Source organism: Pseudomonas sp. TH06, from assembly GCF_016651305.1.
Taxonomy (GTDB): Bacteria; Pseudomonadota; Gammaproteobacteria; order Pseudomonadales; family Pseudomonadaceae; genus Aquipseudomonas.
This window is the reverse complement of sequence record NZ_JAEKEC010000001.1, coordinates 4573533-4589262: the sequence shown is the minus strand read 5'-3', so window position 1 is coordinate 4589262 and position 15730 is coordinate 4573533. Positions and strand designations below refer to the sequence as shown.

Genomic DNA, 15730 nt, shown 5'->3' with positions numbered 1-15730 from the left:
CGATGGGATCTATCCGGAACACTTCCGATGTTTTTTAACGTTAATCATCGGGCGCCAGGCGCAATGCATCGCCCAACAACCCGACGACATCGGCCAGATCGTGCTCACCATGGGTCAGCGAGCTCAGTCGCAGATGGTGCTCATGCAGGCCCTGCAGACTGAACAACTCCCCAGGCGCAATAACGATCTGCTGCTGGAGCAGGCGCTGAAACACGCTGCCCATGTTCACCGGTCGCAACGACCGCACCCAGACAGTCGCCCCACCCTGCGACTCCTCAATCGCCAACGCATCGCCCAGCCGCTCGCGCAATAACTGGATCAATTGCGTGCGCCGCTCCTTGAGCATTCGGCGCAGCACGGACAAGTGCTGATCCAGCCGACCGCCGCCCAGCAGCCTGGCAATCGCCTTCTGGCGAATCGGCGACAAGCGGAACGCGCGCAGCAGGAAATGGCGTTGCAACTCACTCCGCCAATGGTGCGACAGCACAAAACCGAAAGGCGCTTCCGTACCGACGTACTTCTCAAAGGTGGAAAACACCAGCAAGCGATCAGGATCAAGCCAGTCGCGCAAGCGATGGGAGTCGTTGCCTTCATCGAGTTCGCTATAACAGTCGTTCTCCAGCACCCAGGTGCCATGGCATCCGAGCAGATGCGCGATCGCCTGTCGATTGGTCCGGGACAGCGGGCTGCCCTGAGGCATGCTCAGCGCCGAAGACAACAGGATCAAGCGCACCGGCTCACTCTTGAGCAATGACTCCAACTGCTGGGGATCAATCACGCCCCCCGCCAACAGCGGCAGCTCGATAACACGCACTTCGGCAGCGTCCAGCAAACGCAGGATCACCCAGTCACACGGAGATTCGACCACCACGGTGGCCCGTCGCAGCTCAAGTACCGAAATCAGTATTTCCAGCACCCCACGCAGATCTGCACCGATATAGACGTCATCGGCATGCCAGCAATTCACCGTTGACGAGGTATAGCGCGCGGCCAGCACCGTACGCAGTTCCAGCTCGCCGCAAGGCTGCGCCAGTAGTTGCGGTTGGCGCGGATATTGGCGCAGCAGTTCGCGCTCAAGTGTCAGCAACGGGCTGTCCAACGGTTGCAGTGAGGCCGGGTCGTCGGCGCTCAAGACACACATGCCGGGGCGCCTGGCGTTGACATACACGGTTTCAAGCAAGTCGCTGCCGCTACCGGGCGACTCCAGGGCAGACTGCGCTTGCGCGTAGTAACCGGACTTGGCTATCGAATAGACCCGACCTTCTTTTTCCAGTAGCGAATAGGCGTACTGGACGGTCGATATAGACACATTCAGCCGATCAGCCAATTGCCGCAATGAGGGCAAGCGCACTGCCGGGCCGGCCCCCGATTCGTCGATCAGCAGTGTCAGATAGCGATACACCGCCTGATAAACGAAGTCGTTTTCCCGCGACGCTTTCACAAGTCCGCACCCGTGGGCATGGATTCATGCTCTGGCAAATGGCTCACGCTCAGCCTTCCGCCGATCGATCGACTGGCGCGCCAGTACCCGCCTCGCCTGGACTTGCTGCCTGCGACACTGGCTCGCCGGGGGCGGGTATGCGGATCGGCCCCATGGCGTAAAGACGCACAATCAATTTGACCGGCAAGCCACTGACATCCGTCATCCATTTCAGTACCTGATCCGACGCATGCAGCCCCTGCATCGCCCGATGCAGGTCCGGCATTGCCACCAACATGCCCGGATGGCAATTGCGCAGAAATCTTTCAAGTCCGGCACCGGCATCGATAAACGGTGCAAACATCAGGCACACCAACTGGATCTCGTTGAGATCAAAGTTTTCCAACAGGCAGCCTTCCGCGTGCTGGCGCAGTTGATCGGGGTCCTGCAGATTGCCGAAACTGGCGAGCAATTGTTCGCAAACCGGCTCTGGCACCTGCTTGCGGCGCATCGTCAGCAAGCAGCTTTGCAGGTAATCGCTGATTCCGGCCTCATAGGTTCGACCCTCGATGAAGCGCGCCTGCAAGCCTCGTAAATGGGCGACCACCAAAGGATCTGCGAACTCGTCGTCACCTTGATAAAGCGTGAGTTCATCTGCCTGAAATCCAAGAAAGTCACTGAGCAAGGGCCAGCGTTCTTCGAGCTTGCCGACAATCATGTCGTTGATGTTGATGAAGCCGGTGCGTCGACAGGCTTCGAATTGACCTTCGGGGCGCCACGCTACCCGCTCTTCGTCCGTATAGAATTCGCGGTAGTAATCCCCCCCAAGCCCGTCAAGCAGTGGAAACAGCGCTTCGTAGCCTGCGGCAGTCACTAACGGATCGGCAATGGCCGCTTTTTGTACGGCGCGACTCAAGCCATCAAGGAAATGAATCTGGCGGCTCGCGCATTCACTACCGATCATTGCATCGACGCCGTTGTCCCAGCGGGCGACCTGCCCGTAGAACTCGGCGGTGGCCAGATAGGCGTCATCCCACAATTCGAGCGCCTCACTGAAGCTGCGACGATGACCAATGAGCAGGAGGTTGATTCGATTGGCTTCCCGCCCCTCGTCACAGACCGGCGCCTGATGGTCGAATGGCAGCAGCTGACGATGATCCACCATCAACAACTCGACACGGGGATCGTCGTAAAGGAACAGCGCGCCGTAGCTGCGGTGCATGTTCTGCAGTGCCATATGGCTGTTGCCGTTCCAGCGTAAATTGGCCACCCGCAATTGAAAGGTGGCGGGGGCACGCCCGGCGATGCTCAACTGCGCCGCCCGGAGCAGGGCCAGTGTGTAACAACTGTCGCGTGAACCGGTCTGGATCACCATCACCTTGAAATGACCGATGTTCTCCATGCCGCCCGCCGCCACGGCCAGTCGCTGGATCAACAACTGCAATGCCGTGCGTTCCGCGCGGGAGAAGAAACTCAGCAATCGCTGCAATACTTGCTGATAGACATAGTTCATTGCCTGATCATGGATCGTGCTCATCGGTATTTACCCGGTATAAAAAGTTTCATGACGCACAGACCAATATCTCGGCCGTACGGCAATTCATCAATAAGTAATAGACGCTCAAATGCTAACACTTACGAATCTGTAGTTATTTGAAACACTTGAGCTTTGAAAAGCCAAGTATTCACTGACAGACCGCCTCAAGCACCTGTAATTGCTGAGCTTTTTCTAAAATTTATTATTCCTAGGAAACTTCCCACAACGTCCCACGACAAGTGAGTACAAGAAAAAGAGAAGCAGTTTGCGAATAGCCCTACAACAATTAAACAGAAGTTTTCTCGACAAGCAGACCCAACCGCCTGATATTGCGCGGAACAAATTGAATGCACAGCCATGGCTCATTCCTTGAGATGAAAGTAATCATTCAATTATCAGGGCTTATATTGCGATTAGAAGATACAGATCGAGGGTAAAAACCAGTTCAGTTGCTGAACAGGCTTGGTTGCAGGCAGCGAGATCGGTTTTTCAGAGGGGGGATAAACACAGAAGAGTCCGTGGTGCCACGGACTCTGATGGAGGGGAGATTTTTATGCCGGTTCGACTTGCAGAGCGACCCGCTCGCGGCATGGGCATTCGTCCATATAGCGATGCGCTTCGACGAACTCGTTGAACGGGAATACACGCGTCTTGAGCGGCACCAGCACACGATCAGCAGTCAACTGGTTGATGTCACGCAAGGCACGTTGCAGAGCGACGTGATCCTGGGTGATGCCCAGTTCCGGTTTGCCGGTGAAATTACCAATGCAGTGCACGAAGAACTGGATATTCTTCTGGAACGCTGCGCAGGCCGGGAACGGCGTCTGGTTGCCACCTTGCAAGCCGTACAACACCAGGCTGCCACGCGGCGCCAGCACATCGCCGAGCAGCGACATCTGCGGGCCACCGAGACCGTCGAAAACCACGTCGACACCACGGTTGTCGGTGATCTTGTTGATTCGCATCAACAGATCTTCCTCTTCGGTGACAATCACCTTCTCCGCGCCGAGAGACAGCAGGTATTCGCGCTCCTCCGCGTCCTTGGTCGCGGCAATCACCCGCACACCCATGGCCTTGCCCAGTTGGACAAAGGAAGGGCCGGCGCAATGACTGGCATCAGTGACCAACGCAAACTGACCGGGTTTGACCCGCGCCAGATCGGCATAAGCGAAATAGGCAATCAGCAACGGTGTGTAATGCACACTGGCTTCGATCGGGCTGAGTATGTCCGGATACCGAGTCAGCGCGGTACGCGGCAGTACGATCGATTCGCCATAGACCGGATAGTCGTTTGGACTCTCGGCCGGAAAACTCGCGACCTTGTCACCCACGGACAAATCTTCGACATCGGCGCCGACCGCCGTGACCACACCGGCCATTTCATGGCCAAGGCCCGACGGCAGGCGTGCCTGGGACGAGGCCAGGTTCTGACGCCAGAGCGTGTCGTACCAGCTGATGCCGATCGCCTCGACACGCACCTGCACTTCGCCAGGACCTGGCTGAGCGGCCGCATGCTCTTCGCATTTGAGCACCTCGGCCGGACCAAACTTGTGAAAACGGATCGTGCGGGACATCGCAAACCTCGTCAAAGTAACCTCTAATGCCCTGAACTCTATCTGGGCTTTTGACCCAAGACTATCAGTGGCTATTAATAGTCGACATGCCTGTCATTGATTCCGCAGTATGGGCGGCATTGGCAAAATCCATGAAAAAACTCTTGCCACCGTGCGAGTAAAGCTGAATTTTCCGGTGCAGAGTACCAGCCTTTCCCCGTAAGATTCATGCCGGCCATTGTTCTCATATGGCCGCCCTCGTCAAGCTTGATGACTCTGCCAGGACTCCAGATGAATCGTAATGACCTGCGTCGTGTCGACCTGAACCTGTTGATCGTATTCGAAACATTGATGCACGAACGCAGCGTGACCCGTGCCGCCGAGAAGCTTTTTCTCGGTCAGCCGGCAATCAGTGCGGCGCTTTCGCGTCTGCGCAGCCTGTTCGATGACCCCTTGTTCGTGCGCACCGGCCGGAGCATGGAGCCGTCCGCCCGCGCGGTGGAAATCTTCGCCCTGCTCTCGCCCGCCCTCGACTCGATTTCGACCGCCGTCAGCCGTGCCGCAGAATTCGACCCGGCCACCAGCACCTCGGTGTTTCGCATCGGTTTGTCCGATGATGTCGAATTCGCCCTGCTGCCGATGTTGCTCAAACGCCTGCGTGCCGAATCACCGGGAATCGTGCTGGTGGTGCGCCGCGTCAACTACATCCTGATGCCAGGGCTTCTGGCTTCCGGTGAAATCTCGATCGGCGTCAGCTACACCACCGACCTGCCGGCCAATGCCAAGCGTAAGGTCTTGCGCCGCAGCCAGCCGAAACTGTTGCGCGCCGACACCGTGCCCGGCCCGCTCAGTCTCGACGACTACTGTGCGCGACCGCATGCACTGGTTTCATTCGCTGGCGATCTCAGTGGTTTTATTGATGAAGAACTGGAGAAACTCGGACGCAAACGCCATGTGGTGTTGGCTGTGCCGCAGTTCAACGGGTTGAGTACGTTGTTGGCCGGGACTGACATCGTTGCGACCGTGCCGGATTACACGGCGGATGCGCTGACGGCTGCCGGTGGTGTGAGGGCGGAAGATCCGCCGCTGCCGACGCGTACGTTTGAGCTGCACATGGCGTGGCGTGGGTCGCAGGATAATGATCCGGGTGAGAGGTGGCTGAGGTCACGGATTCAGATGTTTTTTGGGGATCCGGATAGTCTTTAGGGATCGTCGGGAAGGCTGTTCATCTGATCATTTTTTGCTTTTCACAAACCATGGGAGATCCATTCATTTCCAGTGGATTGCTATCTATATTGGGGGCACTTCTGAGGGCATACTTGGGATGGTTTAAAAAGGATGCCCCAAGCCTGAGATCGAACAGCCCCCTTCTCGAAAAGTCATACGCTGCTGCTCCCAAACCGCCGTCCAGCGCTATCCAATCACCTCAGTTTGTAGACGCGCCTCTGAAATCCTGACAATCCTTCCAGGAAAACGCCAACCACAGTGGTCGTTGGAAAGAAACAGTAGGGGTAACCATGGGCCTGTCCCGTGACAGCGGACGCCAAGAAGCTGTTTATCCAGCCTTCTGGGGCACTTCGGGCCTCGACAGCCCCGTTGTGATTATGCTGCGTTCTGCCCCCAAAACCTGATCGAAAATGAACCGATCCCTTGCCGGCGTGCTCGCCAATGACGATGAAGCATAACGAATACCAACTTAGAGACCTGGCCGAGCTACTAGCGCCGCACACTGCAAAGTCAAAAAAAGATGCTCCTCGGGAGCTTGGGGCCCGCTTCACAACCATCACGCATTCCAACAGCGCATCGACCGATGATACCAAGCAGTCAACCCCAGCGAAGGTTGCCACCACTTCATTGGATGACGCTCACTACATGGATGCACCCATTCATGGCAATCTGCTAGCAACCAATGCCGCGAGGATTTAGGATATGGGTTAACCGACAGACATCGTAATCTTGAGCACAAGAAGCTGCTCACTCGCACTCCTTACCACTCAGGTCACGCCCATTCGAAACAGGGAGAGCTTCAATGAGTTCCAGTGATGCCTTGGAAATTGCCAACGACGCATTAGATTCGTTCCACCAAATCGAACAAATTGCTTCCAAGCAGCTCGCCACCGGAAGTCGCGAGGCCTCTGAAGCCTTGGCAGTCGTCAATACCTTCACTGGCGCGGCGGCCGTAGATCAGATTGCATCCATCTCTGACGACGTGACCAAATCGCTTGCGAGCCTCGTTCGAGAGCCAGCTGTCTCACGGATAGTAGTTGAGAACGACAAAGGCCAAGTTGAGACCTACTACATCTGCCGTACGACTGGAGGATTTGTCCTTAATCACGGCAAGCTAGCAGGCTACCGTTCACCGTTCGGTCGCTTGGCTGCTCATGATGCTGGTGAGGACGTTGATCTAGAAATCGCGGGTAAAAAAGTCAGCTACCGGGTCTTGGACAAACTCGATCTGAAGCCTCAGAAGAGCGCTGAGCTCTGGGACTCAATCGACAGCATTTGGAGGCAAGAACGTTTAGCACCTCAGACGATTCCTTCTCTTCGTAAAGTTATCCAACCGGACGACAGCAATGCCTTCTTCGCCATGCTTGGCGGCAAGTCCGAAACCGAGAAGGTCCGGGAAGGTGTGCGTCACGAAATCCGAAAGGCTATGGCCCTTCGAGACCAAGCGATTCTCGACAAATTCCAGGACGAAATCTTTCGCCTCTCAGTAGACCACCAGCTAATCATCCTGGGCCCTCCCGGGACAGGCAAGACAACCACCTTGATCAAACGTCTCGGCCAGAAGCTGGACTGGGAAGCCCTTAGCCAAGACGAACGCCTTCTGCTGGGCCCTCAGTCTAAGCGCTCGCGCTGGATGATGTTCACGCCTTCAGACCTCTTAAAGCATTACGTCAAAGAGGCCTTCAGCCGTGAGAATGTCACGGCTTCTGACGAGAACATCAAGACCTGGAGCAAGCGCCGACATGAGCTGGCAAGGTCGACATTTGGCATCCTCAAGACGGGCAGCGGTGGCACATGCATCCTCAAAGAGGATCGCCAATTCGCCCCGATGGACATCAACGATGATCCGCGCCAGTGGTTCGCCGATTTCAAGTCACTACACCAAAGCCGCCTCCTCTCCTCCCTGAAGGAAGGAGCAATTCTGCTGAAAGATTCGGCTCCTAACCTAGTAGACGCAGTTGTGCACAAGCTGTTTGCCACGGTCGATGGGCTTCAGCCAGAAGGGCTGCTGAGCGCCTATGCCGAGTGGAACAATCTCGAGGCGCGGATTGACCCTATGCTCAAAGCTAGTCGTGCAACCTCAGATAAGCTGATACAACAGCAAGGTAACCTTCTCCATAACCGGAACAATGCTGTCTTCGGGGAGATGGCCACCTTTCTCGAAGGCCTCGGCCAAAACGATGATGAAGACGAGGATGGTGCCGAATTTGATGATGATAACGGAGAGGAAGGAACAGGCACACCCACGCACACCGCAGAGCTCAAAGCATTCGCAGCTTACCAAAAGTTTCTCCAGACCTATGCCCGTACTCGCTATCGTAATGGCAATCTAGGTAAGGCAAGCCGTGCGGCTCAGATACGAGACTGGCTTGGGGATCGAGTCCCCTCAGATGAATGGCTTAAAACGCTTGGGCGAGAGATGTGCTTCCAAAACGCGCTACGGCGCTTCAGGAATGCATGGAGACGCTACGTACTTGATGTCCCTACGAGCTACAGAGCATTCCGTCGCGACACCATGACGCTTGATCGGTATAGCTATCAGCGGCCAGAGCACGCTTCCCACATTGATGAGACAGAACTCGACGCAATTCTCCTCCTCATGCTTCGATCCGCTCGCGAACTCATCCGCCAAGATTTCGTGAAGCGGCATATCAACGAACCTCGCTTCACCGAGTTGGCCAGGATTTCGAGCCAGTTCCTGCAGCAAGTCCTAGTGGACGAAGCCACGGACTTCTCGCTCCTCCAGCTTGCATGCATGGAGAGCCTGACTGACCCTACCATTGAGTCGTTCTTCGCCTGCGGAGACTTCAACCAACGGATCACAGGGAATGGCCTCAAGCATTTGGATCAGCTCGAGTGGATCTCCCCTCGCCTCACGTCTCAGCGGATCAACACGGTTTATCGACAGAGTCGTCTTCTGAACAGCTTTGCCATCAAGCTACTGCAGCATATGGATGGAGACGCCAAAGCTGTAGGCAGCCTGCCAGAGCATTCCTCTCACGAAGGGGTTCAGCCGGTGCTCGGGGAAAACCTCCAGGGCGAAAGCGTCGTCACCTGGGTAGCAGAGAGAATCTTCGAGATTGAGGATCACATCCGCTCCAAAAATGAACCGGTGCCTACGATTGCCATCCTGGTCGCTTCCGAGTCGCACGTGAAACCCATCTCCGAAGCCCTTACCGAGAAGCTAGCGAGCAGAAGTCTGCTCGCAGTCCCCTGTGTCGATGGCCAGTCATTGGGTAACCAATCCGATATCCGGGTTTTCGATGTTCAACACATTAAGGGGCTCGAGTTCGAAGCAGTGTTCTTCATCGGGCTGGACGAGCTCGTCGAAGCAAAACCGACGCTGTTCGAGCGGTTCCTATATGTGGGCGCCACCCGGGCGGCGACTTACCTCGGCATGGTCTGTCATCAGAAGCTCCCACACGACCTGGAGGATCTCAGGCCGTATCTGGCTAGCAAATGGTGACAAGCTAAGCCAAGGAGTGCCACAGATGTTAGAGCCGGTGGACATCTGGGGCAGCTCCACTTTGACCGCCAAGGAAGCGGCGTTCGGCAGCCATATCTGCAAGCCTTACGTCCGTCAAAAACATTCACCGACGGACAACCTTACATGATCGAGCTCTCCCTCACTGATCTGTGCCTTTTGCTGGCCCAAGTTATGTTTGTTTCGAGTTGTCCAAAATCCTGTCAAATAGAAAGCTCAACCCCTCGCCTGCCTTGAACTTCCAGAGGACCCGCTCGCCAGTCTTCCGCCTAAAACTTGTACTGTTCGCGCCCCCGTATTCTGGAAGTGAAAGCTGACAAAAAGCAGTCAGCCTGGAAAATATATCTCGATATTTACCTGAGGACTTAAGCGCGATGCTGCCGACGGACAAAAATGAGGAATAAGCTAGGCTTTGTTGCGCGCGGGCAATAATTAATGCTTTGCTGTCAGGCGGATCATTCAACAGTTCTGAGGCTTGCGTAAAAATCAGGTATTTTTCAAGCGCTCGTCTGGGGCACCAAAAAGACCAGAGGCCGCATACCATAATAGGTAAATTACAATCCATCCCACCCTCATATGTCAGAGCCCTATCCCAATCAGGTGAGATATCACTATTTTCCAACGCTTGCAGATCCGCATCCGCACGGTATCTGAAGTACTCTGGGAAACAATCGATGGCGTCTTTTAATGCTTCAGTGAAAAAACTGGAGTGGACATTATTGGTTAATGCATCGTTTGCCTCATGGATAATTTGAGCCTTATCAACGCCTGCACCGGAGAAGATCCCACCAAAGGGGCCATCCAGACTCCAGCTGCTTGGGGCGATTTTTTTCAAATCTTTCTCTTTGTAGTGCTCAAGAGGAACGACAAATCGCCTGAACAGGTTGGCGTAACTGACGGGAAAATATCGGGCGGCAAATAACCAACCTACGACGCTGTCTTTATCTAGAAGGCGTGACTCGATATCCGAGTTTTTAAGGATCTCGTAGTCAAAAGGTATGCGTTTGTTGCTCTTCAAGCCTTCCAGCTTTGTGATTAAAGGGGCACTGGGAACCGTGGAGTAGAAGCCGATGAATTTCGTGCAGCCATTGGAATAGATGGCTGACACCGGATCGTATTCTTGATCGGCACCCACGGCGTTATCACCATCGACATAATGCTTGCAACTGACTAGCAGAGTTTCACCATTCAATTGGACCTTAAGGTCCATATCATTATCGGGGCCTCTTGTGGTGCCAGCCTGTACAACGCCGCCCAACACCTTTTCAAAATATTCTTCCGCAAATTTTTCAAACGCATCCAGCTCCTCCTTCATCAACGCTTCTTTTCTAGCCTTTCGCAGCTTAGGGCTGGCGGAAGGAATTTCACGAAAATCCAGGATACCCACATGACCTCCAGGTCTTTATTGTTCCATGATTAGTTCAGTTTTTCATGGGGCTTATCGATAGATTTGGCAAGATAATGCAAAAAGATTGTTGATCACGATGCTCAGCATTGGCGTCACTGCACTGAATGCGGCTAGTCCACCCGATATTGCCATTAGAAAGCAGAAGCAGCACATCGCAATTCCTGACCGCCTGCAACAGGCATCCCAACCGTTCTGCATGCTATCCGCAGCAGGCGCATCTTCGTTAATCCAAACTTCAAAATGCCTGTTTGTCAAAAAGCTTCGTGCCTTCATCTCAAGCTGTGAAGTGGGTATCGACGGGAGAAGGACTGCTTAAGAAAATACGCTGATTTTACGAAAGGAACACCAAGCGTCCAGGTTAGTAAGCTCGGAGATCATCCGGTACTCGTTAGGCGCAAGCGTGACCTTGTAAACCGGTATGTCGATTTCACTGCAGATCTTCAAAATCTGGAGTGCGTCAGGATCCGAGATCCTAGCCCCAAGATGGACGGCCTTCAGGGGCGCAGCAACATTGAAGCCTTTGATCTCACTATCGTTGTCTGGAACCACTAAACGCCACTCTCGTTCGTACTGCCAATCGACAGCCTTGAACAACGAGGCGGCAATTCCATAAAGCTCGTTGTAGTTATTCTCCCGGCGTTGGGCTCTGAGAATGTGAGTGGCGTCGAACAGTTGATTTGTGTATGCGATGGGCCATAGCGTAAGGGTAGGAAGCTTATTCCGATGAAGCCCTGCGAAGTCGTATTCCATGGCAAAGCCAGTGTGGTTGTAGCCATAGTGGCTCCACATCAACACCGAATCCACACGCTCGCTTAGGCTGCAGATTTTGTAGCTGCTTTTGAGCTGTTCAATTAGCCATGGGAGCTGCCCGGCCTGGTGATTTGGCGCTAAGACTCCGACTTCATGGAGCCAGTGAGCAACGTTCATGATGGGGGGCTCTTGAGCCGAAGCCAGTGCTACTACAGCTGAGATCGGATCCTCGGATTCAAGCGCAGTGGCGACTTGATCATCGCTAAAGCCAAGTTCATCGAGTTTTTCCCAAGCAGCGAGCTTCCGGTAATCAACCCAGAATGCCGTGTCGTAGGGATCGTTAAATTCATTGGCTACGCTCAGATAGAGGGTTTTCTCAGCCAGGTTCTTCAGCGCGAACTCGCCGCAGGCTCTGATTTTGAACAGCCGATTGGGCGTGTTCAGGTGCTTGTCGTTGATTAGCTTCGGGATGTCCATTTCACCGATCGTGGCCGAAGAAAAATTCTCAATCAGATCTTTTACCCAATCCCTATCCACACGAACTCCTTTGTCTTCGCGGCTTGCTGAGGCACGAGACGTTATCACATCTGGGTTACGCTCACTTTCCCACCGGTATAGTGAGCATGCCGTTTTGTAGCTTTGGGAATTAGGGGTGCCAGCTCATCGCAAGAACGTAGCCGCCGCTCCCCCTCATAGTGGGAGGACACACTAAAGGCCAGCAAGCGCCGTATAGTAGCTTTCATATAATCGTAATTAGCAGTCGCTCTGCACACTCGCCGCGATTGGAGGCAAAATGCGCTTTTTGTTGTGAAACTACCGTCCTAGAGCCTAGTCAAAATGTTTTTGGGTAACCCTGACAGTCTCTGACTGAATTCTGCGCCGTCGATCGACGGAAGATTCGCCAATAAAGAGCCCGGGCCTACGCTTCGGGCTTTTTCGTTTCTGCGCCGCTTTTGCATTTCTGTGCGACAGTTCCCCTTTCAGGGCTCCCGCAATGCTCTGGCACGGTGTTAGTTTGTAAATGCATGTGTCTCAGCGTTGAGACACGCTTTACTCACTGTCCTGCAAAGGAATGCCCTTCGTAATGAATTTCCCTTTCAAAAAACTGGCCGCAACGACCTTGATGCTGGCTGGACTAGCGGCTTTTACCGCGCCGGCTCAGGCCAACATTACCCCGCAGCAGAGCGCTGAAATTCTCAAAACCTTCAAGGCCGAGTCGACCACGGATTTCCGTCAGTTCCTCGGTAGCCTGGCCAAGAGCGATTTGGCGAAAGCCGCCGACATTGGCCCGGCCATCAGCGCTTTTCTCGACAACAAGACCCTGACCGCAGAGCAGCAGAACGAGATCTATCGCCTGCTCGGTATTTATGCCCGGGTGAAATACAGCGCTGCAGCCACCGAGACCCTGCGTGAGCTGGTGGAGATTCCGACCTATCGCAAGGACGGCGTAGCCCAGCACGACAATCCGGAATTCATCAAGATCGGCGAAAAGATCAAGAGTCTGGCCGAGTCCTTCCATCTGAATTTCCGCAACATCGACAACCGCGTGTATGAGATTTCTCTCGAAGGCAGCGGTGATGAAGTCGTCGGCATTCATGCCCACGCCGACGTGGTGCCGGTGACGCCGGAGAACTGGGTGCTCAAGGATGGCACCCGCCTCGATCCATTCAAAATCACTCTGATCGGTGATCGCATGTACGGCCGTGGCACCGAGGATGACAAGAACGGCATCGTCGTAACGCTCTATGCGATGAAAGTCATCAAGGATGAAAAGCTGCCGCTGGCACGTAATTTCAAACTGTTGGTGGACACCACCGAAGAAACCACCGGCGATGCGATTCCCTACTACTTCGAACGCAATCCGACGCCCAACTACAACCTGGCGCTGGATGGTGGATACCCGGTGGTGATTGCCGAGAAAGGTTACGGCACGGTCATGGCCAACTTTGCCAAGCGCAAAGGTGAAGGCAAAGGCGCGGAAATCGTCTCTATGACCGGTGGCCTGGCGACCAACCAGATTCCTTCGGTTTCAGTCGCCACCCTGATCACCGACAAACCTGCGGAGCTGGCTGCCAGCCTGCAGAAGGCCGGCGACGAGTTTGCCAAACGCAATGGCGGCGATTTCCAGGTGAGCGCCAAGGTCGACGGTAAAGACGTCAAACTGACGGTGACGGGCGTATCCGCGCACTCCTCCGAACCCGAGTCAGGGGTTAATCCGGTCGCGCGAATGCTGGTCTTTATTAATAGCCTTGATGGCAAGGTCGCCTTCAAACACAACCACATCACTGATGCCGCGCGTTATGCCGCTGATAACTGGGGCCTGGATTATTTGGGCAACAAACTCGGCGTCGGTTTCTCCGACGCCTTCATGGGCCCGCTGACCACGTCGCTGACCTATGTCGGCATGGATGACAAAGCCTTCAAACTCGCGGTCAACCTGCGCGTGCCGAAGGGCAAGTCGCCAGAGAAACTCAAGGCTGAAATCGCTGAGAAACTGGCGTCGTGGAGCAAGAAGAGCCACGTTGCCGTCGCCTTCGACTATTCGATTGCCGAGCCGATGTACCGCAATCCTGAGGGTGAGTGGGTCAAAGCGCTTTTGGCAGTATCGACTGAAAACCTCGGCATGAAACACGAGTTCGGCACCTCCGCTGGCGCCACCTCGGTGCATGAATTGCCGAACGGCGTGCAGTTCGGTCTGGCCAAGCCGGACGTGAAATACACCGGCCACACCGACGGTGAATTCAAGACCGTGGAGCAGTTCCAGCTGGATCTGCAGATCGTCACGGAAATGATCGGCCGCATCGGCCAGTTGCCGAAACTCTAAGACCTCTGTGGCGAGGGAGCTTGCTCCCTCGCCACAGTTTTTTAATCGTCACATAATCCCCGCCGCTCAGCCTCGCTCCTGACTTTTGCACGCGGAGCAACACAGAATTGCCCTCAAAGAGATTGATAGCCTCCTAACGAAAGGTGCATGCTAGAGGGCTCGCTCGGGTCTTATATCATTCCGAATGATAGTTACCTTTGCTTCATTCGATTCGTGCCATCACACCCCGCCGAGCATCATCCGCCCATCTTCAATACATTGGCGGATGCATCCATGGAACAGTCACTCAAACATTTGCGCTTCCCGTTGGCCATGTTGGCCGTACTGGTGATGAGCGCCTGCGGCAAGACTCCGGAGACTGCCGCCACCATGCCCGCTGCCAAAGTCAGCGTGGCCAAGGTGCTGGAACAACCGGTCAACGAGTGGGACGAATTCACCGGTCGCCTTGAAGCACCGGAAACCGTTGAAATCCGTCCACGGGTCTCCGGCCAGATCGACGATGTCGCCTTCACTGAAGGTGCACTGGTCAAGAAAGGCGACCTGCTGTTCCAGATCGACCCCCGTCCGTTCCAGGCTGAGGTTCGCCGCCTCGAAGCCTTGGTCGCCCAATCCCGCGCCAACGCCACCCGCAGTGAAAACGAAGCCGGTCGTGGCGAACGTCTGCGTGCCAGCAATGCGATCTCCGCCGAACTGGCTGACTCGCGCACCAGCGCTGCACAAGAAGCCCGCGCTGCCGTCGGTGCCCTGCAAGCGCAACTGGATCTGGCCAAACTGAACCTGAGCTTCACCCGCGTGACCGCGCCAATCAGCGGTCGTGTCAGCCGTGCCGAAATCACCGCCGGTAACCTGGTCACCGCCGACACCACACCACTGACCAGCGTTGTTTCCACCGACAGGGTTTACGCCTACTTCGACGCCGACGAGCGTGTGTTCCTCAAATACACCCAACTGGCCCGTAACGGTCAGCGCGGCGCGACCACTCCGGTGTACATGGGTCTGTCCAACGAAGACGGTAACCCGCACCTCGGCCAAATGAACTTCGTCGACAACCAGGTCAATCCGAAAACCGGCACCATCCGTGGTCGCGCGGTGTTCGACAACAGCGACGGCACCTACACCCCGGGCCTGTATGCACGCCTGAAACTGGTCGGCAGCGGCACCTACAACGCCATGCTCATCAACGATGAAGCCGTCGGTACCGACCTCGGCAAGAAGTTCGTGCTGGTGATGGATGCGGACAACAAAACCGCTTACCGCGCCGTCGAACTCGGTCCGAAGATCGAAGGCCTGCGCATCGTCCGTACCGGCCTGAACAAGGACGACACGATCATCGTCAAGGGTCTGCAACGGGTACGTCCTGGCTCACCGGTCACCCCTGAAGTGGTGCCGATGGCCAGCGAGCAAACCATCGCGGCACTCGCTCAACAACGTCAAGCGCTGGAAGCCAGCAACCTGCCCAAAGTCGCCCCTGCCAAAGGCGCGTCCGGTGCGGTTGTGAAGCTGGCTGCTACGACCCCACGCGGTTAA

The 15730-nt window shown here is 55.2% G+C and carries 10 protein-coding genes; 5 read left to right on the top strand and 5 right to left on the bottom strand.

Annotated features, from left to right (window positions below):
* Positions 1–40 precede the first annotated feature (40 nt).
* From JFT86_RS20520 to JFT86_RS20510, 3 genes are all read right to left on the bottom strand, one after another.
* Positions 41–1441 (bottom strand): PLP-dependent aminotransferase family protein, encoded by a 1401-nt coding sequence (locus JFT86_RS20520; protein ID WP_201238095.1) that lies wholly within the window; start codon positions 1439–1441, stop codon positions 41–43.
* A 49-nt stretch (positions 1442–1490) separates the two neighbouring features.
* Positions 1491–2957: a hypothetical protein gene (locus JFT86_RS20515; RefSeq protein ID WP_201238094.1), complete on the bottom strand. Its 1467-nt coding sequence runs from the start codon at positions 2955–2957 to the stop codon at positions 1491–1493.
* Positions 2958–3508: 551 nt separating this feature from the next.
* Entirely contained in the window at positions 3509–4531 is a 1023-nt protein-coding gene (locus JFT86_RS20510) for a zinc-dependent alcohol dehydrogenase family protein (RefSeq protein ID WP_201238093.1), read from the bottom strand.
* Between the two features lie 270 nt (positions 4532–4801).
* On the opposite strand from JFT86_RS20510, the gene JFT86_RS20505 reads away from it, so the two are divergent.
* The 3 genes from JFT86_RS20505 (at position 4802) to JFT86_RS29325 (ending at position 9351) form a co-directional block, all read left to right on the top strand.
* On the top strand, positions 4802–5716 hold the full coding sequence (locus JFT86_RS20505; RefSeq protein ID WP_242489501.1) for a LysR family transcriptional regulator: 915 nt from the start codon (positions 4802–4804) through the stop codon (positions 5714–5716).
* 823 nt (positions 5717–6539) lie between these two features.
* Positions 6540–9203, top strand: a complete 2664-nt coding sequence (locus tag JFT86_RS20500) for an ATP-binding domain-containing protein (RefSeq protein WP_201233332.1) — start codon at positions 6540–6542, stop codon at positions 9201–9203.
* Between the two features lie 25 nt (positions 9204–9228).
* Positions 9229–9351 carry a hypothetical protein gene (locus JFT86_RS29325; RefSeq protein WP_277951927.1) on the top strand — a complete coding sequence of 41 codons (123 nt, stop codon included), beginning with the start codon at positions 9229–9231 and terminating at the stop codon, positions 9349–9351.
* Positions 9352–9393: 42 nt separating this feature from the next.
* Here the strand turns inward: JFT86_RS29325 and JFT86_RS20495 are convergent, their stop codons facing one another.
* Positions 9394–10608, bottom strand: coding sequence for a hypothetical protein (locus JFT86_RS20495; protein ID WP_201238092.1), 1215 nt, complete (start codon positions 10606–10608; stop codon positions 9394–9396).
* Positions 10609–10941: 333 nt separating this feature from the next.
* Positions 10942–11916: a DUF2971 domain-containing protein gene (locus tag JFT86_RS20490; protein WP_201238091.1), complete on the bottom strand. Its 975-nt coding sequence runs from the start codon at positions 11914–11916 to the stop codon at positions 10942–10944.
* A gap of 547 nt (positions 11917–12463) precedes the next feature.
* On the opposite strand from JFT86_RS20490, the gene JFT86_RS20485 reads away from it, so the two are divergent.
* Both JFT86_RS20485 and mexE read left to right on the top strand, forming a co-directional pair.
* Positions 12464–14203, top strand: a complete 1740-nt coding sequence (locus JFT86_RS20485; RefSeq protein ID WP_201238090.1) for a dipeptidase — start codon at positions 12464–12466, stop codon at positions 14201–14203.
* Positions 14204–14476: 273 nt separating this feature from the next.
* Entirely contained in the window at positions 14477–15730 is a 1254-nt protein-coding gene (mexE, locus tag JFT86_RS20480) for a multidrug efflux RND transporter periplasmic adaptor subunit MexE (protein ID WP_201238089.1), read from the top strand.

What these genes read in the sequence shown, in the direction of transcription:
- JFT86_RS20515 (WP_201238094.1), bottom strand. Translation starts at nt 2,957, where the DNA reads ATGAGCACGATCCATGATCAGGCAATGAACTATGTCTATCAGCAAGTA.
- JFT86_RS20510 (WP_201238093.1), bottom strand. Translation starts at nt 4,531, where the DNA reads ATGTCCCGCACGATCCGTTTTCACAAGTTTGGTCCGGCCGAGGTGCTC.
- JFT86_RS20505 (WP_242489501.1), top strand. Translation starts at nt 4,802, where the DNA reads ATGAATCGTAATGACCTGCGTCGTGTCGACCTGAACCTGTTGATCGTA.
- JFT86_RS20500 (WP_201233332.1), top strand. Translation starts at nt 6,540, where the DNA reads ATGAGTTCCAGTGATGCCTTGGAAATTGCCAACGACGCATTAGATTCG.
- JFT86_RS29325 (WP_277951927.1), top strand. Translation starts at nt 9,229, where the DNA reads ATGTTAGAGCCGGTGGACATCTGGGGCAGCTCCACTTTGACCGCCAAG.
- JFT86_RS20485 (WP_201238090.1), top strand. Translation starts at nt 12,464, where the DNA reads ATGAATTTCCCTTTCAAAAAACTGGCCGCAACGACCTTGATGCTGGCT.
- mexE (WP_201238089.1), top strand. Translation starts at nt 14,477, where the DNA reads ATGGAACAGTCACTCAAACATTTGCGCTTCCCGTTGGCCATGTTGGCC.